At 70.8% G+C, this 18921-nt stretch carries 19 protein-coding genes; 7 read left to right on the top strand and 12 right to left on the bottom strand.

The features are described 5' to 3' along the window. Window positions 1–128: 128 nt before the first annotated feature. A complete protein-coding gene (locus ACFY7C_RS34520; RefSeq protein ID WP_389658824.1) occupies window positions 129–803 on the bottom strand; it encodes a response regulator in 675 nt (224 codons plus the stop codon). Beyond that, a complete protein-coding gene (locus ACFY7C_RS34525; RefSeq protein ID WP_389659240.1) occupies window positions 800–2038 on the bottom strand; it encodes a sensor histidine kinase in 1239 nt (412 codons plus the stop codon). Before ACFY7C_RS34525 ends, ACFY7C_RS34520 begins: the two co-directional genes overlap by 4 nt. A 205-nt stretch (window positions 2039–2243) precedes the next feature. Between ACFY7C_RS34525 and ACFY7C_RS34530 the strand changes: the two genes are divergently transcribed. Further along, window positions 2244–2804, top strand: a complete 561-nt coding sequence (locus ACFY7C_RS34530) for a GNAT family N-acetyltransferase (protein ID WP_389658827.1) — start codon at window positions 2244–2246, stop codon at window positions 2802–2804. A gap of 22 nt (window positions 2805–2826) precedes the next feature. Here the strand turns inward: ACFY7C_RS34530 and ACFY7C_RS34535 are convergent, their stop codons facing one another. From ACFY7C_RS34535 to ACFY7C_RS34560, 6 genes are all read right to left on the bottom strand, one after another. Further along, window positions 2827–4407 carry a type IV secretory system conjugative DNA transfer family protein gene (locus ACFY7C_RS34535; RefSeq protein ID WP_389658830.1) on the bottom strand — a complete coding sequence of 527 codons (1581 nt, stop codon included), beginning with the start codon at window positions 4405–4407 and terminating at the stop codon, window positions 2827–2829. A gap of 28 nt (window positions 4408–4435) precedes the next feature. Further along, window positions 4436–5830 (bottom strand): ATP-binding protein, encoded by a 1395-nt coding sequence (locus tag ACFY7C_RS34540; protein ID WP_389658833.1) that lies wholly within the window; start codon window positions 5828–5830, stop codon window positions 4436–4438. 20 nt (window positions 5831–5850) lie between these two features. After that, a complete protein-coding gene (locus ACFY7C_RS34545) occupies window positions 5851–7404 on the bottom strand; it encodes an SCO6880 family protein (RefSeq protein ID WP_389658836.1) in 1554 nt (517 codons plus the stop codon). Then, window positions 7401–8768: a hypothetical protein gene (locus ACFY7C_RS34550; protein WP_389658839.1), complete on the bottom strand. Its 1368-nt coding sequence runs from the start codon at window positions 8766–8768 to the stop codon at window positions 7401–7403. Before ACFY7C_RS34550 ends, ACFY7C_RS34545 begins: the two co-directional genes overlap by 4 nt. Next, window positions 8758–9552, bottom strand: a complete 795-nt coding sequence (locus tag ACFY7C_RS34555; protein ID WP_389658841.1) for a hypothetical protein — start codon at window positions 9550–9552, stop codon at window positions 8758–8760. The genes ACFY7C_RS34550 and ACFY7C_RS34555 overlap by 11 nt, the downstream gene beginning before the upstream one ends. Before the next feature lie 115 nt (window positions 9553–9667). Further along, a complete protein-coding gene (locus ACFY7C_RS34560; RefSeq protein WP_046908545.1) occupies window positions 9668–9976 on the bottom strand; it encodes a hypothetical protein in 309 nt (102 codons plus the stop codon). 310 nt (window positions 9977–10286) lie between these two features. Here ACFY7C_RS34560 and ACFY7C_RS34565 point away from each other — a divergent pair, with 310 nt between their 5' ends. The 4 genes from ACFY7C_RS34565 (at window position 10287) to ACFY7C_RS34580 (ending at window position 13629) form a co-directional block, all read left to right on the top strand. Next, window positions 10287–11315 carry an NlpC/P60 family protein gene (locus tag ACFY7C_RS34565; RefSeq protein ID WP_389659243.1) on the top strand — a complete coding sequence of 343 codons (1029 nt, stop codon included), beginning with the start codon at window positions 10287–10289 and terminating at the stop codon, window positions 11313–11315. 187 nt (window positions 11316–11502) lie between these two features. Further along, window positions 11503–12219: a phosphatase PAP2 family protein gene (locus ACFY7C_RS34570; RefSeq protein ID WP_389658844.1), complete on the top strand. Its 717-nt coding sequence runs from the start codon at window positions 11503–11505 to the stop codon at window positions 12217–12219. A 301-nt stretch (window positions 12220–12520) separates the two neighbouring features. Then, complete coding sequence (locus tag ACFY7C_RS34575) at window positions 12521–13339, top strand: hypothetical protein (protein WP_389658847.1); 819 nt, start codon at window positions 12521–12523, stop codon at window positions 13337–13339. A 119-nt stretch (window positions 13340–13458) separates the two neighbouring features. After that, window positions 13459–13629 carry a hypothetical protein gene (locus tag ACFY7C_RS34580; RefSeq protein WP_389659264.1) on the top strand — a complete coding sequence of 57 codons (171 nt, stop codon included), beginning with the start codon at window positions 13459–13461 and terminating at the stop codon, window positions 13627–13629. 151 nt (window positions 13630–13780) lie between these two features. Here the strand turns inward: ACFY7C_RS34580 and ACFY7C_RS34585 are convergent, their stop codons facing one another. Next, window positions 13781–14140: a metal-sensitive transcriptional regulator gene (locus tag ACFY7C_RS34585; RefSeq protein ID WP_389658850.1), complete on the bottom strand. Its 360-nt coding sequence runs from the start codon at window positions 14138–14140 to the stop codon at window positions 13781–13783. A gap of 193 nt (window positions 14141–14333) precedes the next feature. Here ACFY7C_RS34585 and ACFY7C_RS34590 point away from each other — a divergent pair, with 193 nt between their 5' ends. Continuing rightward, window positions 14334–14954 (top strand): DUF47 family protein, encoded by a 621-nt coding sequence (locus ACFY7C_RS34590; RefSeq protein WP_026277555.1) that lies wholly within the window; start codon window positions 14334–14336, stop codon window positions 14952–14954. Window positions 14955–14960: 6 nt separating this feature from the next. Further along, window positions 14961–15959 carry an anion permease gene (locus tag ACFY7C_RS34595; RefSeq protein ID WP_389658852.1) on the top strand — a complete coding sequence of 333 codons (999 nt, stop codon included), beginning with the start codon at window positions 14961–14963 and terminating at the stop codon, window positions 15957–15959. Window positions 15960–16057: 98 nt separating this feature from the next. On the opposite strand, the gene pstB is transcribed toward ACFY7C_RS34595, so the two are convergent. Genes pstB through pstC form a run of 3 tightly spaced genes read right to left on the bottom strand, consistent with a single transcriptional unit; the run spans window position 16058 to window position 18900 of the window. Continuing rightward, entirely contained in the window at window positions 16058–16834 is a 777-nt protein-coding gene (gene pstB / locus ACFY7C_RS34600; protein ID WP_389658855.1) for a phosphate ABC transporter ATP-binding protein PstB, read from the bottom strand. Between the two features lie 24 nt (window positions 16835–16858). Next, window positions 16859–17929 (bottom strand): phosphate ABC transporter permease PstA, encoded by a 1071-nt coding sequence (gene pstA, locus ACFY7C_RS34605; RefSeq protein ID WP_389658858.1) that lies wholly within the window; start codon window positions 17927–17929, stop codon window positions 16859–16861. Next, window positions 17926–18900: a phosphate ABC transporter permease subunit PstC gene (pstC, locus tag ACFY7C_RS34610; RefSeq protein WP_389658861.1), complete on the bottom strand. Its 975-nt coding sequence runs from the start codon at window positions 18898–18900 to the stop codon at window positions 17926–17928. The genes pstA and pstC overlap by 4 nt, the downstream gene beginning before the upstream one ends. Between the last annotated feature and the right edge of the window lie 21 nt (window positions 18901–18921).

The raw sequence follows: 18921 nt of genomic DNA on the forward strand, positions 1-18921 counted from the left end.
GTACTGCAGGGGGGACCCTGTGGGAGAGTAGGACACCGCCGAACAATCATTGTGGGAAAGCCCCGCACCTTATGGTGCGGGGCTTTTCTGCGTTCACGGCCCGCCCCGTAAAGGGGGCCCGGGGGGCCTCAGGCCGGCGTCACCAAGCCCGTGTCGTAGGCGAGGATGACGGCCTGGACGCGGTCGCGGGAGCCGGTCTTGGCGAGGATGCGGGTGACATGGGTCTTCACCGTGGACTCGGCGAGGTGGAGACGCGTGGCGATCTCCGTGTTGTTCCAGCCCTGGCCGATGACCGTGAGGATCTCCCGCTCGCGTTCGGTCAGGGAGGACAGGCGCGAGTCGTCCGGAGGAGTGGGCGGCGGAGCCGTGGGGGACGTCGGGAGATGGTGGATGTAGGCGTCGAGGAGCCGTCGGGTGAGGCTCGGGGCCACCACCGCGTCGCCGCTCGCGACCGCGCGGATGCCGGCGAGGAGCTCCTCGGGCTGGGCGTCCTTCACCAGGAAGCCGCTCGCCCCGGCGCGGAGCCCGGCGTACGCGTACTCGTCGAGGTCGAAGGTCGTGACGATCAGGACGCGGGTGCGGGCGCCCGTGGCGATGATGCGGCGGGTGGCCTCGATGCCGTCGAGGCCGGGCATGCGGATGTCCATGAGGACGACGTCCGGGTGGTGGCGGTCGACCATGCGGACCGCCTCCGTGCCGTTGCCGGCCTCTTCGACGACCGTCATGTCGTCCTGGCTCTCCAGCAGCATGCGGAAGCCGAAGCGCTGCATCGGCTGGTCGTCGGCGATCAGGACCGTGGTCACGAGGGGGAGTCCTCCCGGGTCGGACGGGGCAGGGTGAGCCGGACCCGCCAGCCACCGCCGGCCGGTGTCGGGCCGCATTCGAGTGTGCCGTCGTAGAGCGCCGCGCGTTCACGCATTCCCACCAGGCCCTGTCCTTGGGCCGGTTCGGAGGGGCCGCTGCCGGTGTCGGTGGCGGGGCCGGTGTCGGTGACGGTGAGGACCAGGGGCCCGGAGCCGTACGCGCCGTACGTCAGCGTCACCGTCGCCTCTGCCGCCGCGCCCGCGTGCTTCAGCGTGTTCGTCAGCGCTTCCTGGAGGACGCGGTACACCGTCAGCTGGGCGCCCGGCGCCAGTTCCGGTTCTTCGGAGGGGAGTTCGGCGTGGACGCGGAGGCCTGCCTTCCGTACGCCGTCGATCAGGGCCGGCAGGTCGGCGAGGCCGGGCTGTGGGGTGCGGTCGGCCGCCTCGGTGGCGTCGTCCTCCTCCCTGAGCACCCCCAGGAGGCGGCGGAGTTCGGAGAGGGCTTGGCGGCTGGTGGTGCCGATGGCGTCGAGGGCCTGGACGGCGCGTTCGGGGTTCTTGGCGGCCGCGTAGCGCCCGCCGTCGGCGAGGCCGGTGATGACCGACAGGTTGTGGCCGATGATGTCGTGCATCTCGCGGGCGATACGGGCGCGTTCGGCCGCCGCCGCGAGGCGGACCTCCTGGTCGCGTTCCTCGCGGCGGGAGCGGACGGTGATGCCGAGGAGGGCGACCAACGCGTAGGCCCAGAGGTTCGGGACGACGTGCTGGTCCCATGTGTCGGCCTGGAAGCGGAACGCGCCCGTCAGCAGGGGTGGCAGGATCAGGGCGGTGGACCAGAGGAGGGCGCGGGGCGGCCGGTTCAGGGCGATGTGGAACACGGGTATCGCCTGGAGGAAGGCGGCCTGGAGGAAGGCTCCCGAGGCCGCGCTGACCAGGGCCCCGCACGCCATGACGGCGAGGGCGGCGGTCGGCCGGCGGCGGCGCCAGTAGAGCGGCAGGGCCAGGGTGAGGCTGGTCATGACGACCAGCCAGGTCGGCAGCGAGGGGTCCCGTGCGATGGTCCGCCAGCCGCCGGAGGCGTCGACGAGCGCGGCCAGCGTCCAGCAGGCGGTCAGCACGGCGTCCCACACCCACGGGCGGACCGCGTCGAAGGCCCGGGCCCGGACCAGCACCCGTTGGACGTACCGGCTCGGCCCCGTCGATCCCGTGGTCCCCGGCCCCGTAGCCGTTCCCATGGTCTCCTTGGTCACTCGATCATCCTCACCCGGTCATCCTCGTACGTTCGAGTCTTCCGCTCGGATCATGACGTCGACGCTAGGGAGCGGGCGGCGGCGGGGCGTCGGACCGGGGGTGGGAGGTGGGCGGCGGGCGTAGTACCGGGGTACGACGCCGGGAGGAAATGCCTTGTCAGGGAGGTGCGGGGATGGCGAGGATCCCCGCATGGACTATTCGATACGCATGATCCGCGCCGATGAGTGGGAGAAGGTGCGCGAGCTGCGGCTGGCGGCCCTTCAGGACCCGGTCGCGGCCATCGCCTTCCTGGAGACGTACGAGGATGCCGCCGGCCGGCCCGACGGCTTCTGGCAGGAGCGGGCGGCGGGCAGCGCCGAGACGGGTCCGGGGCGGGTGCGGCAGTTCGTGGCGGAGACGCCGGACGGGCGCTGGATCGGCACGGTGACGGTGCTCGTGGAGCGGCCGTCGGACGACGTGCGGTTCGGGGAGCCGGCGAAGGTCGACCAGACGCATCTGGTGGGCGTGTTCGTCCGGCCGGAGGCGCGCGGCGGAGGCGTCATCGACGCGCTGTTCCGGGCGGCGGTGGAGTGGTCGTGGACGCTGCCGGAGCCGGAGATCCGGCGGGTGCGGCTGTACGTCCACGAGGACAACGCCCGGGCCGCGGCCTTCTACCGGCGCTTCGGGTTCGTGCCGACGGGCGACAAGGTGGCGATGCCGGGGAGCGAGACGGAGTTCGAGCTGGAGTACGAGGTCCCGCGGCCGGCCTGACACCTTGCCGGGGGGACCTCGGCTAGGCGTGGGGGAGCGGTTCGGGCCAGCGGGAGCGGGCCTGCTCCGGGGAGCGCATCAGGGCGAGGGCCGGCAGGCCGCGGTCGGCGCCCTCGGCGACGAGGTCGGGGAGCCCGGGGATCGGCGCGACGGCGGCGATGTCGTCGAGGACGAGGCTCAGTGGTGGGTCGAGCCGACCGTCGGATGACCGTGCGGCCATGCGGCGGCCGTGCTCGACCACGCTTGCGGCGAGGGCGGTCAGCAGGGGCATCGCGCCCGGGTGGGTGCGCGGATCCTCGATCGGTTCACCCACCACGTAAAGAGTGCCCTGTTCGGCGACGAATGATGCCAGCGTGAGCGAATCCGTTCGATTCGTCGTGCAGGCCTCCCTGATGTGGATCGACGAGAGGGAGGACAGGGCACGGGCCGTCAGTTCCTGCGCGGCCCGGCGGCGTTCGGGGTGGGCGGTGAGCGCGGACTCCAGAAGTCCGGCGTGGCCCGCGGCGGCCTTGGGGTGGGTGCGGAGGATCCGTACGGGATCGTGGGCGTCGGCGCCCTGCGCCCAGCGGTGCACCTGCTTGAAGGGGCGGCCGTCCGTGGCGGCGGCGTGCAGCCAGCAGCGCAGGAGCGTTTCCGCGGTGTCGGCGAGTGCTGCGTCGAGACGGGCCTGGGGCCGTACGGGCGCGAGCAGTGCCGTCGCCCGCTCCTGGGCCACGGTCGCGTCCTCGCATCCTTCGGCCGGGCTCCAGTGCAGCCGGGCGGGGGTGTCGCAGAGGTGGCCCGGATCGTAGACGAGGACGGGACCGAGCTTGCCGCGGGCGTCCTTGGTCTCGGCCCACAGGGCCGGGTCGGAGGTGACGACGAGCACGGCGCCCTCGGCGTCCCGCACCGCCTGCACGGCGAGGGGACGGCGGGTGGCGGCGGGGCCGTACACGATCCGCGGGGCGGTAGGGGCGGGTGGGGCGGTAGTGGCGGGTGGGGCGGCCGGGGCGGGTGGGACGGCTGGGCCGTGTGGTGCCGGTGGGCTGTACGAGTCGTACGAGTCGTACGAGTCGTGCGGGGCGTGCGGGCCGTACGAGTCGTGCGGGCCGCTCTGGGCGGGCAGGCGCGGGGCGGGGCCTGGGACGGGTTCGCCCTGTGCCTGGGCCTGTGCCGCTCGGTCGTAGGGCCCCGTCTGCTCGTACGCCCTGCCGTCGTACCCGTCATCGGGAACGCGCCGCCCACGCCCCTTCGCGTACGTGCCCGCCCGTCGGCCCGCGCGGACCGCGCGCCAGCGGGCCAGGGTGCCGAGCACGAACACCGCGAGGACCACCAGGACCATCGCCTCGCCGATCACCAGGCCCCAGAACAGCCCGTGGCCCGACAGCGCGCCCGGTGGGGTGCCCGGCCAGGCGGCGGGGAGGTCCGTGGGGGCGGACAGCAGGGAGCGCAGGGCGAGCGGGGTGCGGCCGAAGGTGACGCCGTCCGGCCAGGCACCGTGGGCGAGGAGGCCGGCGAGGCCGGTCGCCGTCCAGACGAGGACGGCGACGCTCAGCAGGAGGGCGAGCAGTCCGACCACGAGACCGTCGGGGATGCCGCCCTCCCGCCGTACCTCTTTCTCCATGTCAGGCCTTCTCCATGTCGGTCCGTCCTCACGCCACCGTCGACTGCGAGGAGTCGTTCATCTGCTGCTCGATGAGGATCGCCCGCTGTTCCGCCTCCCACTCCAGTTCCTCGTCGGTCAGGGACGACTCCGTCATGGCGCGGTCGGTGTAGACGAGGGGGCGTTCCTTCTCGGTGATGAGGTGCTTGACCACCTGGACGTTGCCGTTGACGTCCCAGACCGCGATGCCCGGGGTGAGGGTCGGGATGATCTCGACCGCCCAGCGGGGCAGGCCGAGGACCCGGCCGGTGTTGCGGGCCTCGTCGGCCTTCTGGGCGTAGATGGTCCGGGTGGAGGCCATCTTGAGGATCGCCGCGGCCTCCTTGGCCGCCGCTCCGTCGACGACGTCGGAGAGGTGGTGGACGACGGCGACGAAGGACAGGCCGAGCCGGCGGCCGAACTTCAGGAGGCGCTGGAACAGCTGCGCCACGAAGGGGCTGTTGATGATGTGCCAGGCCTCCTCGACGAGGAAGATGCGCTTCTTCCGGTCGGGGCGGATCCAGGTGTGTTCCAGCCACACGCCGACGATCGCCATGAGGATCGGCATGGCGATGGAGTTGCGGTCGATGTGGGAGAGGTCGAAGACGATCAGCGGGGCGTCGAGGTCGATGCCGACGGTCGTCGGGCCGTCGAACATGCCCCGCAGGTCGCCGTCGACGAGCCGGTCGAGGACGAGGGCGACGTCCAGGCCCCAGGCCCGTACATCGTCTATGTCGACGTTCATGGCCTCGGCCGACTCGGCCTCGGGGTGGCGCAGTTGCTCGACGATGTCGGTGAGGATCGGCTGGCGGTCGGTGATGTGCTCGTTGACGTACGCGTGGGCGACCTTGAGCGCGAAGCCGGAGCGCTCGTCGAGGCCGTGGCCCATCGCCACCTCGATGATGGTGCGCAGGAGGGCGAGCTGGCCGGTGGTGGTGATGGACGGGTCGAGCGGGTTGAGGCGGATCCCGGCGTCGTTGGCGACCATGGGATCCAGGCGGATGGGGGTTATCCCCAGCTCCTGGGCGATGAGGTTCCATTCGCCGACGCCGTCCTCGCCCTGGGCGTCGAGGACGACGACCTGGCGGTCGCGGAAGCGGAGCTGGCGCAGGACGTAGGTCTTCTCCAGCGCCGACTTGCCGTTTCCGGACTCGCCGAGGACCAGCCAGTGGGGGGCGGGGAGCTGCTGCCCATACAGCTGGAAGGGGTCGTAGATGTAGCCCTTGCCGCTGTAGACCTCGCGGCCGATGATCACGCCGGAGTCGCCGAGGCCGGGGGCCGCGGTCGGGAGGTAGACGGCCTGGGCCTGTCCGGTGGAGGTGCGGACGGGCAGGCGGGTCGTCTCCACCTTCCCGAAGAGGAAGGAGGTGAAGGCTTCGGTGAGGACGGACAGCGGATCTCGCATCGGTCTGTGCCCCTTCGGCCCTAGCGGCGGATGCCGGTCGCGAACGGCAAGGTGTTCACAAAGGCCCGGTGGTGCTCGCGGTCGCACCACTCCAGCTTCAGGTACGACTTGCCGGCGGAGGCCCTGATCGTGCGCTTGTCCCGGGCGAGGGCCTCGGGGGAGCGCGACGATACGGTGATGTACCCGACGAGGTTGACGCCCGCCGCGCCGCTGGCGAGATCTTCACCCCGCTGGTCGAGCCGGCCGTGGGCGGCGATGTCGCGCGGGTCGACGGTGCGGTTCATCTTGGCCTGACGGGAGGCCTCGGCCTCGTCGTTGGTCTTCTCGGTGAGCATGCGCTCGATGGCGACCTCCGTGGGCTCCAGGTCCATGGTGACGGCGACCGTGCGGATGACGTCGGGGGTGTGGACGAGGAGCGGGGCGAGGAAGTTGACGCCCACGGGGGTCATCGGCCACTCCTTGATCCAGGCGGTGGCGTGGCACCAGGGCGCGCGGGTGGCGGACTCGCGGGTCTTGGCCTGCAGGTACGTCGGCTCCATCGCGTCCAGCTCGGCCGGCCAAGCGTTTCGTTTCGTCATGGCCTGGATGTGGTCGATGGGGTGGTCCGGGTCGTACATGGAGTGCACGAGGGAGGCCAGCCGGGACTGTCCGAGGGGCTGGCGGACGCGGATGTCGGCCTCGGCGAGGCGGGCGCAGATGTCGGTGAGCTCGCGGGCCATGACGACGGCGAGGCCGGCGTCGCGGTCGAGCTTGCGGGCGCCGGAGGCGTGGCGGGCGGCGCGGGCCATGGCGTTGGCCTCGGCGGCGAGCTCGCGGGTGTAGTGCATGCAGGCGACGAGGTAGGCGCGGTGCTGCTCGCTGGAGGTGGACACCATGGACTGGAGCTGGTCGTACGACTCCTGGAGCCAGGCCGGGGCCTGGTGGTCGCCGCGCTGGGCGACGTCCTTGGCGTGGGCGTCGGGGTCGGCGGGGAGGGTGCGGGCGAGCATCTGGAGGCGGGTGACGAAGCCGTCTCCGTTGGCGACGTGCTTGAGGAGGGTGCCGAAGCGGTCGACGAGGGCTTCCTGGTCCTCGGAGTCGCGCAGGCCGACGCCGGGGCCCTCGATCTCGATGGCGGCGGTGACGGTGCGGCGGTCGGCGTGCAGGAGGACGGCGATCTCGTCGGGGCCGAAGGGGGCGGAGAGCCAGCTGATCCGGCCGATGCCGGGCGGCGGGCCGACCTCGACCTCGCGGCCGTCGAGGCGGGTGCCGGCCTCGACGGCGCCGGAGCGGTAGGCGGTGCCGCGCTTGAGCATCCGCTTGTAGCTGCGGTTGATCTCGAACCACTTGTAGAAGGTGCGGTGCTTGTACGGGACGTAGACCGCGGCCAGGGCGATCATCGGGAAGCCCATGAGCAGCACGATGCGCAGGGACAGGACGGGGACGATCAGTCCGCTCATCATGCCGAGGAAGGCGCCGGCGATGATGAGCGCGATCTCGCCGGTCTCGCGGTTCTTGCCGACGATCGCGTTCGGCCGGGCGCGGCCGATGAGATACGTGCGGCGGGGCGAGACCGGCTGGGACTGGGTCGTCAACGCCCTCCACCTCCTGTGTGCTTGGTGCTGCTGTTGCTGCTACGGCTGGTGTGCGGGGTTCCCGCGGTGGGACTGCCGCTGCGGGGCGCGGGCGGGGGCGTGGGTCCGGTGCCGCCTCCGGTGCCGCGGCTGCTGTGGGCGGCGACGCCGCCGGAGAGCGGGTTGGCGGGGCGGGGGGTGCTGCCCTGGCCGCCGCCCTGGGCTCCGCCGTCGCCGCGGGTGCTGTGGGTCTTGATGCCCTGGGAGACGAGGGAGGCGGGGGAGGAGATGACGGCGGCCGCGGCGTTCTCGCCGGCGCGGTGCAGGCGGTTGTTGCGGGAGGCGACGATCTCGTCGCCGAAGCCGGGGACGAAGCGGTAGATCATCGCGGAGGCGAAGATCGCGAGCAGGATGATCGCGAGGCCGGAGACGACGGCGGAGAACGCGTCGGGGCCGGTGCCGGAGGAGAGCGCGCCGGCGAGGCCGAGGACGATGACGATGACCGGCTTGACCAGGATCACCGCGATCATGATTCCGGCCCAGCGGCGGACGTGGCCCCACATGTTCTTGTCGACGAGCCCGGAGTAGACGACCACGCCGAGCAGCGCGCCGACGTAGAGCAGCACGGCCCGCAGGACGAGCTCGAGGTAGAGCACGCCGGCCGCGAGGATCGTCACCAGGGACACGATGATCAGCATGATGGGCCCGCCACCGATGCTGTCGCCCTTCTCCAGGGCCTGTTTGAAGCTGCCGAAGAAGACGTCGGTCTGCTGGCCGGTGCCGGAGGCGATGACCTCGGTGATGGCGTCGGTGGCGTTGACGACGGTGTAGAGGATCAGCGGCGTGAACGCGGACGCGAGGACGGTCAGCCAGAGGAACCCGATCGCCTCGGAGATGGCGGTGGTGAGCGGGACGCCGCGGATGGCGCGCTTGGCGACGGCGAGCAGCCAGAGGAGGAGGGTGAGGAAGGTGGCGGCGGCGAAGACGACGGCGTAGCGGCCGAGGAACTCCAGGTTGGTGAAGTCGACGTCGGCGGTCTCCTTCACGGCCTGGGAGAGCGTGTCGACGACCCAGGCGGCGGCCTTGGCGCAGCCGTTGGCGAGGGAGGAGAGGGGGTCGAGGGCGGTGGCGGGATCGTCGAGCCGGGTACGGGATCCGCCGCCGCCGTTCTGGCCGTTCTCGCAGTACTCGCGGGCCTGGCCCACGATGAGGTCGCAGGGGTTGTTGCTGGCGCTCGGTGACGGAGTGCCGGCCGGCGGCGTGGGCGTGGGCGTGGGGGCCGCGTACGCGCGCGAGGCGAACAGTACGAGTGCGGCCGGGAGGGCGGCCACGCCGGCGCTCAGCGGGGCCAGCGCGCGCAGGGAGGGGCGTCGGCTAGCGGGCATAGGTGAAGCCTCCGTATCCCTCGACGGCCTGGGCGATGTCGTCGGCGACGGAGGCGCGGTTGTCACCGTTGACGGGTGTGGGTCCCTCGGCCTGCGCCGAGCTGACCACTCGCCAGTCGCCGTCGACCCACCGCAGCTTCTCGGTGATGGTGAACCACGTCGACGTGACCGGCTTGGTCGAACCCTCTCCCGCCAGTCCGACGAGCCCGGTGCACCACACCTCGACGGTGGTCGTGTCGCCCGTGTGGTCCTTGATCTTCGTGCCGACGGGGATCGTGCGGGACACGAAGGTCAGCCCCGTGGGCGCGGTGCCGTCGGCGTTGAGGCCCACGGTGGTCAGGAAGGCGGGCGAGTAGGAGTCGTTCAGCCGCTGTACGAGGCCATCCACGACGGCCGGGTCGTGGATGGCGCGGACGATGTTCTCGCGCGGTCCGCGCTGGAACATGTCCACCGACCCCAGCGCCACCGCGTAATTCGCCGCCGCGCTCTGCGCCCCCTGTTCGTCTCTCGCGAAGCCCGACGGGATCGTGCCGTTCTTGCCGGTGACCGGGCGGACGCCGGTCGCCGCCGTGGGGGCGGCGGAGTGGGGGTTGGTGTCGGGGCCGGTGGCGTCGGAGGGGGAGGGGCCGTCGCCGCGGTTGGTGAGGGCGATGGCGGCGACCAGGAGGACCACCACGCCGACGACCGCCACGAGGGAGCGGGAACCGCGGGCGGGGGGGCGGGGGGTGCCGGGGTCGGGGAGGCGGGTGCGGGTCTGGCCGTCGTGTTCGTCGCCGAGGCTCATGCCGGGTACGCCCCCTCAACCGTTCGCGGGTACGACGAAAGCCGTGCTGGTTTCCGCGCGGGCGCGGCGTGGTGACTGGACATCAGGGAACGCGACCTCGGTGGTGAGAAACGGGTTAGACGGCCATCCCGTACACGATGGTGAAGAGCGTCCCCAGAGACCCGATGATGAAGACCCCGGTCAGACCGGCCACGATCAGGCCCTTGCCCTGCTCGGCGCTGAAGGTGTCGCGCAGGGCCGTGGCGCCGATGCGCTGCTTGGCCGCTCCCCAGATGGCGATGCCGAGGCAGAGCAGGATGGCCACGGCCATCACGACCTCGATCATCACCTTGGCCTCGGCGCCCAGGCTCCCGAAAGGCCCCCAGTTCGGGGCGATTCCACCGATGATGGTGGTGATGTCGCCCTTCTCGGCCGCCAGGTACATGTAACTCACCGCCCCTGTTGGGTAGTTCGTCGCCCCTGCCGGATGGCATGGGTCGTCGACCCTATCTTCGCTGATGAAACCGCTCGCGTGTGACGGCTTGACGGCTCTCTTTACCCGATCCCCGCACACTTGACCGATCTGACCGTCTTGACCTGCGGTGGTGTGGCCGGTTTGGATGCGAGGACGCGTATGGTCACTCTGTGTATCACGGAGGGTGACTCCGGGCAATGATTGTCGTTGTGGCACCTTTGGGGCGGCGCCTAGACTGGCGCGGCGGGACGTACTGCCAGGAGCCGAGGGGTGGTTGACGGTGCGTAAGGCGCGCGGGGCGTGGCTGGTGGCCGGCGGGGTGTTCGGGGTCTGCCTCAGCTTTGTCGCGCTGATCGTCGTCGGGACGTACTCCGCGGCCGCCGGGCTGCTCGGCGGCGCCGGGAACGGCAAGAACGGGACCGTGGCGCTGGCCAAGGGGGCGGTGCCGGCCGCGTACCAGGGGCTCGTGCAGCAGTGGGGGAACCTGTGTCCGGCGATCAACCCGGCGCTGCTGGCGGCGCAGCTGTACCAGGAGAGTGGCTGGAACCCGACCGTCGTCTCGCCGGCGAACGCGCGGGGGATCGCGCAGTTCATCCCCGGGACCTGGGCGGGGCACGGCATCGACGGTGACGGTGACGGTGACCGGGACGTCTGGGATCCCAAGGACGCGATCCCGTCGGCCGCCTCGTACGACTGTGAGCTCGCCGGGTACGTGAAGGACGTGCCGGGCGACCCGACGAACAACATGCTGGCCGCCTACAACGCGGGGGCCTATCGGGTCATCAAGTCCGGCGGGGTGCCGCGGATCCGGGAGACGCAGAACTACGTGCGGATCATCCGGTCGCTGGAGAAGAGCTTCGCCCGGCCCGTCGGACGGGTCGATCCGTCCCGGCAGGCCGCCGGGGCGATCTACTACGCGCAGCAGAAGCTCGGTACGCCGTACCTGTGGGGCGGTACGGGCACGGCGGCGCAGAACGGCCGGTTCGACTGCTCCGGGCTCACCCAGGCGGCGTACGAGTCGGTGGGCATCAAGCTGCCGCGCGTGGCCAACGACCAGTACAACGCGGGCCCGCACCCCAGCCGGGACGAACTGCTGCCGGGTGACCTGGTGTTCTTCTCCGACGACCTGACGAACTCCCGGGCCATCCGGCACGTGGGCATCTACGTCGGAGGCGGCTACATGATCGACGCGCCGCGCACCGGGGCCGTCATCCGGTTCGACCCGATCGACACGCCCGACTACTTCGGGGCGACCCGGGTGACCGAGGACGGCGCGGCGGCGCTCCCGACCCACCTGCCGCAGCCATGACCTCCGGCCCCGTCACGGAACTCTCCGTGAGGCTCGGGCCCGAAGCTGCGACGGCCCGTCACCTTTCGGTAACGTCGTAGTGATCTTGGGCGAAGAGCGGAACGCTGCCCTCGGGCGGATCGTTTCCCGATCCGACCACTCTGACCACGGGGGTTGGACACCAACACACAGCAAGGGGCCGCAGCAGATGGCTGGACTCGCATCGGACGGTTCGAACCCCGATGTCAGCCTGCTCTACGACATCAACGGGCTGGCGAAGGCCTCCCCGCCGTGGTTCGACCGCGTCATGGAGTTCGTCGGCGAGTACGGCATCATGCTCGGCCTCGTCCTCGTCGTGCTCTGGTGCTGGTGGAGCATCCGCAGGAGGGGTTCGCTCGGCGACTCCGTGACCGGTCTCGCCGGGCTCGTCTGGGCCCCGCTCGCGGCCGGTATCGCCCTCCTGGTCAACATCCCGATCCGTGGCTTCGTCGAACGGCCCCGGCCGTTCAAGGACCACCAGGGCCTTGAGGTCCTCGTCGCCGGCAAGACCGACTACTCGTTCGTCAGCGACCACTCCACCATGGCGATGGCCATCGCCGTCGGCGTCTTCGTCGCCCACCGCCGCTTCGGCCTCGCCGCCATCGGGCTCGCGCTCGCCGAGGGCTTCTGCCGGGTCTACATGGGCGTCCACTACCCCACCGACGTCATCGGCGGGCTCGCCCTCGGCACCGCCGTCGCCCTGCTGCTCGCCCCGCTCGCCCTGGCCCTGCTCACCCCGGTGGTCTCCGCCGTCGCCCGCTCCCCGCGCGCCGGCCGGCTCGTGCGCTCGCGGCGCGCCGCCGAGCGGACCGCCGTCGCCGAGACCGAGACCGTCGACATCCCCGAGCCCCGGCACGGGTCCGGGGAGAGCGACCTGGCGGCCTAGTCCGCCGACCGTCGGGAGCCCGGCCCCAGGGCCGGGCTCCCTGGCTTCGCCGGGCCGGCGCTACACCGTCACCGAGGCCCTGTGCTCCGCCGCGTCCGCACGGGCCCGCTCACGGGATCGGCGGGCCGGGCCCTTCCAGCCGCAGCTGCACCGGGCGATCGCGAACGAGCCGCGTTCCGTGGTCTCCGTGTGATGCACACTCACCACCGTACTGCGCGCGCGTGACGGGGCGTCCCGACCGTCGTTATCCGGTCGGGCGGGATCCGGACAGCAGCGGTACGGCGTTGGGGGTTGGCAGGCGATGGTGGTGCGGAAAGGACGCTCGGGCGGGGCGTGGGCCGTCGCCGCGGTGCTGCTCGGGGCGGTGGCGGCCGGCGGCTGCGCGGACCCGGGCGAGGACGCGGAGCCGGGCGGCGACCCCGTGGCCTCCGTGCGGGGCGCGGCCGAGGTGCTGGCGCGCGCCGGGTCCTCGAAGGCGAGCACCTCCATGGAGATGGCGTCCGGCGGCACCCGGGTCACCATCCGGGGCGAGGGCACCTACGACTTCCGCCGCCGCACCGGCAGCCTCCAGGTGGTGCTCCCCAAGGCCGCCTCGGGCGAGAGCGCGCACCGGCCCATCACCGAGCTGCTCGCCCCCGGCGCGCTCTACATGAAGAACCGGGGCGCCGGTGTCCCCGACGACAAGTGGGTCCGGGTCGACACCACCGCCCTCGACGACGGCAACCTGGTCACCGGCGGCGCCACCGACCCGGCCGCCGCGGCCGAGCTGCTGCGCGGGGCGCAGCGGGTGGACTACGTCGGCGAGGTCGACCTCGCCGGGGTGAAGGTCCGGCACTATCGGGGCGTCGCGGATCTCGCGGCGGCGGCCCGGCGCGCGTCCCCGCAGGTGCGCGGGGCGCTCGCGGCGGCGGCGAAAGGGTTCACCACGGACGCGGTGCCCTTCGACGCGTATCTGGACGGGGAGGGGCGGCTGCGCAAGGTCCGCCACCAGTTCAGCTTCAGCAACCAGGGCCGTACGGTCGCGGTCGCCTCGACCACGCTGCTGTACGGGTTCGGGGCGCGGGTCGCCGTGACGCTGCCCGACCGGAAGGACATCTACGCCGGGAAGATCAAGGTCTGATCGGGTCCCGGGCGCGGGCGCCGAGGGGCCAGGGCCAAATGGTCCGGACGTGTCATGTGCGGTCCGTAGGCCGCTCCCTACGCTGGGAGACCGACGCCGGCAGGAAGAGGTGAATGCGCATGGCCCCGCCGCTCGGTATCCCGACCGCGCTCAGCGACCCCGAGTGCGTCGCCCTGGCCGAGATCGAACTGTGCGGTGAGCTGATCATCGCGGCCTCGGCCGTCGAGGAGGAGCGGCTGAGCGCCGACCGGATCGACGAGGTGCTCCGGGTCTGCGCGGAGACGCACTAGTCGAACGCGACGTGCGAGACGTGCGAGGCGCAGCCAGGTGTACGAGACGCCCGCGCCGGACCGGTCCGAACCGGCCGGGGACGGCGCCCGGTCCTCAGGCACTCGCGCCGGCGCCCGCACCCGGCATCGGCTCAGGGCGTCCGTACCCCCGTCAGGTGCGCATCATGCGCGCGATGGCCTTGGTGGCCTCCTCGACCTTCGCGTCGATCTCGTCGCCGCCCTTGGTCGCGGCGTCAGCCACGCAGTGGCGCAGGTGCTCCTCCAGGAGCTGGAGGGCGAAGGACTGCAGCGCCTTCGTGGACGCCGAGACCTGGGTGAGGATGTCGATGCAGTACACGTCCTCGTCGACCATCCGCTGCAGCCCGCGGATCTGGCCCTCGATGCGGCGCAGCCGCTTGAGGTGCTCGTCCTTCTGCTTGTGGTAGCCGTGCACGCCGTGGTCGTGGCCGTGGTCCGGCGACGGCTCGGCGGTGTCGGGGGTGACCTCGGCCGCCGCCTCGGTGGTCGTCATCGCGTCCTCCCGCTGTCCAGAAAGGGTGTGTATACCCCTCGTGGGTATATGGTACCGATCCCCGCCGATCGGGGCGGGGTACCGTGCAGTTCACTGTGCCTGATGGGCGACACTGAAGGGACGCCGGTTAGCCGTGGCCGGATGATGCGCCTAGCATCAGCCTGACCGAAACCCAGCACCCCGAGGACCCCACGTGCGATTTCGTCTGACCCCCAGGGAGACGAGCTTCTACGACATGTTCGCCGCGTCCGCGGACAACATCGTCACGGGCTCCAAGCTCCTGATGGAACTGCTCGGAGCGGAACCTTCCGCCCGGGCCGAGATCGCCGAGCGGATGCGGGCAGCGGAGCACGCCGGCGACGACGCCACCCACGCGATCTTCCACCAGCTGAACTCCTCGTTCATCACGCCGTTCGACCGCGAGGACATCTACTCCCTCGCCTCCTCCCTCGACGACATCATGGACTTCATGGAGGAGGCCGTCGACCTGGTCGTCCTCTACAACATCGAGGAGCTCCCCAAGGGCGTCGAGCAGCAGATCGAGGTCCTGGCGCGGGCGGCCGAACTGACCGCCGAGGCCATGCCGCACCTGCGGACGATGGACAACCTCACCGAGTACTGGATCGAGGTCAACCGCCTCGAGAACCAGGCCGACCAGATCCACCGCAAGCTGCTCGCCCACCTCTTCAACGGCAAGTACGACGCCATCGAGGTGCTCAAGCTCAAGCAGATCGTGGATGTGCTGGAGGAGGCCGCCGACGCCTTCGAGCACGTGGCGAACACCGTGGAGACCATCGCGGTCAAGGAGTCCTGAGGCTTCGTGGACACCTTCGCTCTGATCGTCACCATCGGTGTCGCGCTCGGCTTCACGTATACGAACGGATTCCACGACTCCGCCAACGCCATCGCCACCTCGGTGTCGACCCGGGCGCTGACCCCCCGGGCGGCGCTCGCCATGGCGGCGGTCATGAACCTCGTCGGTGCCTTCCTCGGGCAGGGAGTCGCCAAGACCGTCAGCAAGGGGCTCATCGAGACCCCGACCGGCGACAAGGGGATGGGCATCCTCTTCGCCGCGCTCGTCGGCGCGATCATCTGGAACCTGGTCACCTGGTACTTCGGCCTGCCGTCCTCCTCCTCGCACGCCCTGTTCGGCGGCATGGTGGGCGCGGCGCTGGCCGGCGGGACCGAGGTCATCTGGTCCGGTGTGCTCGAGAAGATCGTCATTCCGATGTTCATCTCGCCGGTGGTCGGTCTGGTGGCCGGCTATCTGGTCATGTGCGCGATCATGTGGATCTTCCGCAGGACCAACCCGCACAAGGCCAAGCGCGGCTTCCGCATCGCGCAGACCGTCTCGGCGGCCGGCATGGCCCTCGGCCACGGTCTCCAGGACGCCCAGAAGACGATGGGCATCGTGGTGATGGCCCTGGTCATCGCCGATGTGCAGCAGGCCGGGGACGAGATCCCGGTGTGGGTGAAGATCGCCTGTGCCGTGATGCTCTCGCTCGGTACGTACGCGGGCGGCTGGCGCATCATGCGGACCCTCGGACGCAAGATCATCGAGCTGGACCCGCCGCAGGGCTTCGCCGCCGAGACCACGGGCGCGTCGATCATGTTCGGCTCGGCGTTCCTCTTCCACGCGCCGATCTCCACGACCCACGTCATCACCTCCGCGATCATGGGCGTGGGCGCCACCAAGCGCGTCAACGCGGTGCGGTGGGGCGTCGCCAAGAACATCATCCTGGGCTGGTTCATCACCATGCCGGCGGCGGCGCTGGTGGCCGCGGTCAGCTTCTACATCGTGCGGCTGTTCTTCGGTTAGGAACGCCGCGGGAAGTGGTTGGGCCCGGCTCCCCTGTGGGGGAGCCGGGCCCTTTCGTGTCGTACGGCGGCACCGCCATGCAGCGCCGTACGACTCTCTTATCCGAAGCGGCCGGAGATGTAGTCCTCGGTCGCCTGGACGCTCGGGTTGGAGAAGATGCGCTCGGTGTCGTCCAGCTCGATCAGCTTGCCGGGCTGGCCCACGGCCGCCAGGTTGAAGAACGCCGTACGGTCCGAGACGCGGGCGGCCTGCTGCATGTTGTGCGTCACGATGACGATCGTGAAGCGCTCCTTCAGCTCGCCGATCAGGTCCTCGATCGCGAGGGTCGAGATCGGGTCGAGGGCCGAGCAGGGCTCGTCCATCAGCAGGACGTCCGGCTCGACCGCGATGGCGCGGGCGATGCACAGGCGCTGCTGCTGGCCGCCGGAGAGGCCGGAGCCCGGCTTGTTCAGGCGGTCCTTGACCTCGTTCCAGAGGTTGGCGCCCTTGAGGGAGCGCTCGACGATCTCGGCGAGCTCGGCCTTCTTGTACGAGCCGTTGAGCCGCAGGCCCGCCGCCACGTTGTCGAAGATCGACATGGTGGGGAAGGGGTTCGGGCGCTGGAACACCATGCCGACGGTGCGGCGCACCGCGACCGGGTCGACGCCGGCGCCGTACAGGTTCTCGTCGTCCAGCATCACCTTGCCCTCGACGCGGCCGCCGGGGGTGACCTCGTGCATGCGGTTCAGGGTGCGCAGGAAGGTGGACTTGCCGCAGCCGGACGGGCCGATGAAGGCCGTCACGGAGCGGGGCTCGACGGTCATGGAGATGTCGTCGATCGCCTTGTGGTTGCCGTAGTAGGCGGAGAGGCCGCTGACGTCGATTCGCTTGGCCATCTGAATCACTTCCAATTGCCGCGGTCAGCGGCCGGTCTTCGGGGCCTTCCAGCGGGCGATGCCGCGGGCCACCAGGTTGAGGATCATGACGAAGGCGATCAGGACGAGCGCGGCGGCCCAGGCGCGGGCCACGGCGGCGTCGGTGCCGACCGCGTACTGCTCGTACACGTAGAGCGGCAGGGAGGACTGGGCGCCTTCGAAGGGGTTCGGGTTGATGAGCTTCGTACCGAACACCAGGAGGAGTACGGGGGCCGTCTCACCGGTGATGCGGGCGACCGCGAGCATGACGCCCGTGGTGATGCCGCCGATCGCGGTGGGCAGGACCACCTTCAGGATCGTGCGCCACTTGGGGACGCCGAGGGCCAGGGAGGCCTCGCGCAGCTCGTTCGGGACGAGCTTCAGCATCTCCTCGGTGGAGCGGACCACGACCGGCATCATCAGGATCGCGAGGGCCATCGCGCCGGCGAAACCGGAGGGGCCGAAGCCCAGCATCAGGTTCCAGGTGGCGAGGACGAACAGACCCGCGACGATCGACGGGATGCCCGTCATGACGTCGACGAAGAAGGTGACGGCCTGGGCGAGCTTTCCGCCGCCGTACTCGACGAGGTAGACCGCGGTCAGGAGGCCGATGGGGGCGGCGATCAGGGTGGCGATGCCGACCTGCTCGATCGTGCCGAGCAGCGCGTGGTAGACACCGCCGCCGGCCTCGGCGTCGAGGACGCCGTTCATCGAGTGGGTGAGGAAGTAGCCGTCGAGGACTTCCATGCCCTTGCTGATCGTGACCCAGGCGAGGGAGAGCAGCGGGACGACGGCGAGGACGAAGCTGACCCAGATGAGGCTGGTGGCGACGCGGTCCTTGGCCTGGCGGGAGCCCTCGACCTTGGTGGTGACGGCGTACGTGGTGAGGACGAAGACCAGCGCGGAGATCAGGCCCCACTGGACCTTGCTGTGCCAGCCGGCGGCGAGGCCGATGCCGCAGCCCGCGGCGATCGAGAAGACCGCGATGGCGGCGGGGGTCCAGCGCGGGAGGCGCGCGTGGGAGAGCGGGCGGCGTGGGGTCACGGTGACGGGACGCTCCTGGACGGCGTGGCTCATGCGTTCGCCCCCGAGTACTCCTTGCGGCGCGCGATGATCCAGCGGGCGGCGCCGTTGACCAGCAGGGTGATGGCGAAGAGGACGAGACCGGAGGCGATCAGGGCGTCCCGGCCGAACTCGTTGGCCTCGTTGAACTTGGCGGCGATGTTCTGGGCGAAGGTGCCGCCGCCCGGGTCGAGGAGGTGGCCCGAGATCACGAAGCTGGGGGAGAGGACGACGGCTACCGCCATCGTCTCACCGAGGGCTCGGCCGAGGCCGAGCATGGAGGCGGAGATGATGCCGGAGCGGCCGAAGGGCAGCACCGACATGCGGATGACCTCCCAGCGCGTGGCGCCGAGGGCGAGGGCCGCCTCCTCGTGCATCTTCGGGACCTGGAGGAAGACCTCGCGGGTCACGTTGGTGATGATCGGGAGGATCATGATCGCCAGCAGGATGCCGACGGTGAAGAGGCTGCGGGCGACGCCGTCGCTGGACTTGTCGAAGATGTACGTCCAGCCCAGGTACTGGTCGAGCCACTTGTTGAGGCCGTCCAGGTACGGGACCAGGAAGATCGCGCCCCAGAGGCCGTAGATGATGCTGGGCACGGCGGCGAGCAGGTCGACCACGTACGCGAGCGGCTTGGCCAGCCTGCGCGGGGCGTAGTGCGAGATGAACAGCGCGATGCCGATGGCGACCGGCACGGCGATGACCATGGCGATGATCGAGGAGACGACCGTGCCGAAGGCGAGGACGGCGATGCCGAAGACGGGCGGGCTGCCGGCCGGGTTCCACTCGAAGGTGGTGAAGAAGTTGGTGCTGTCCTCGGAGATCGCGAGGACGGCGCGGTAGGTGAGGAAGACCGCGATCGCGGCCATGATCACGAGGAGGGTGATGCCGGACCCGCGGGACAGACCGCTGAAGATGCGGTCACCGGGGCGGGACGCGCCCTTGGGGCGCCGGCTCCCTTGTATGTCGGGTGTTGTCGTAGCCATCTGTTTCTTCTCCGGTCTGCG

Source organism: Streptomyces sp. NPDC012769 (assembly GCF_042901205.1).
Taxonomy (GTDB): Bacteria; Actinomycetota; Actinomycetes; order Streptomycetales; family Streptomycetaceae; genus Streptomyces.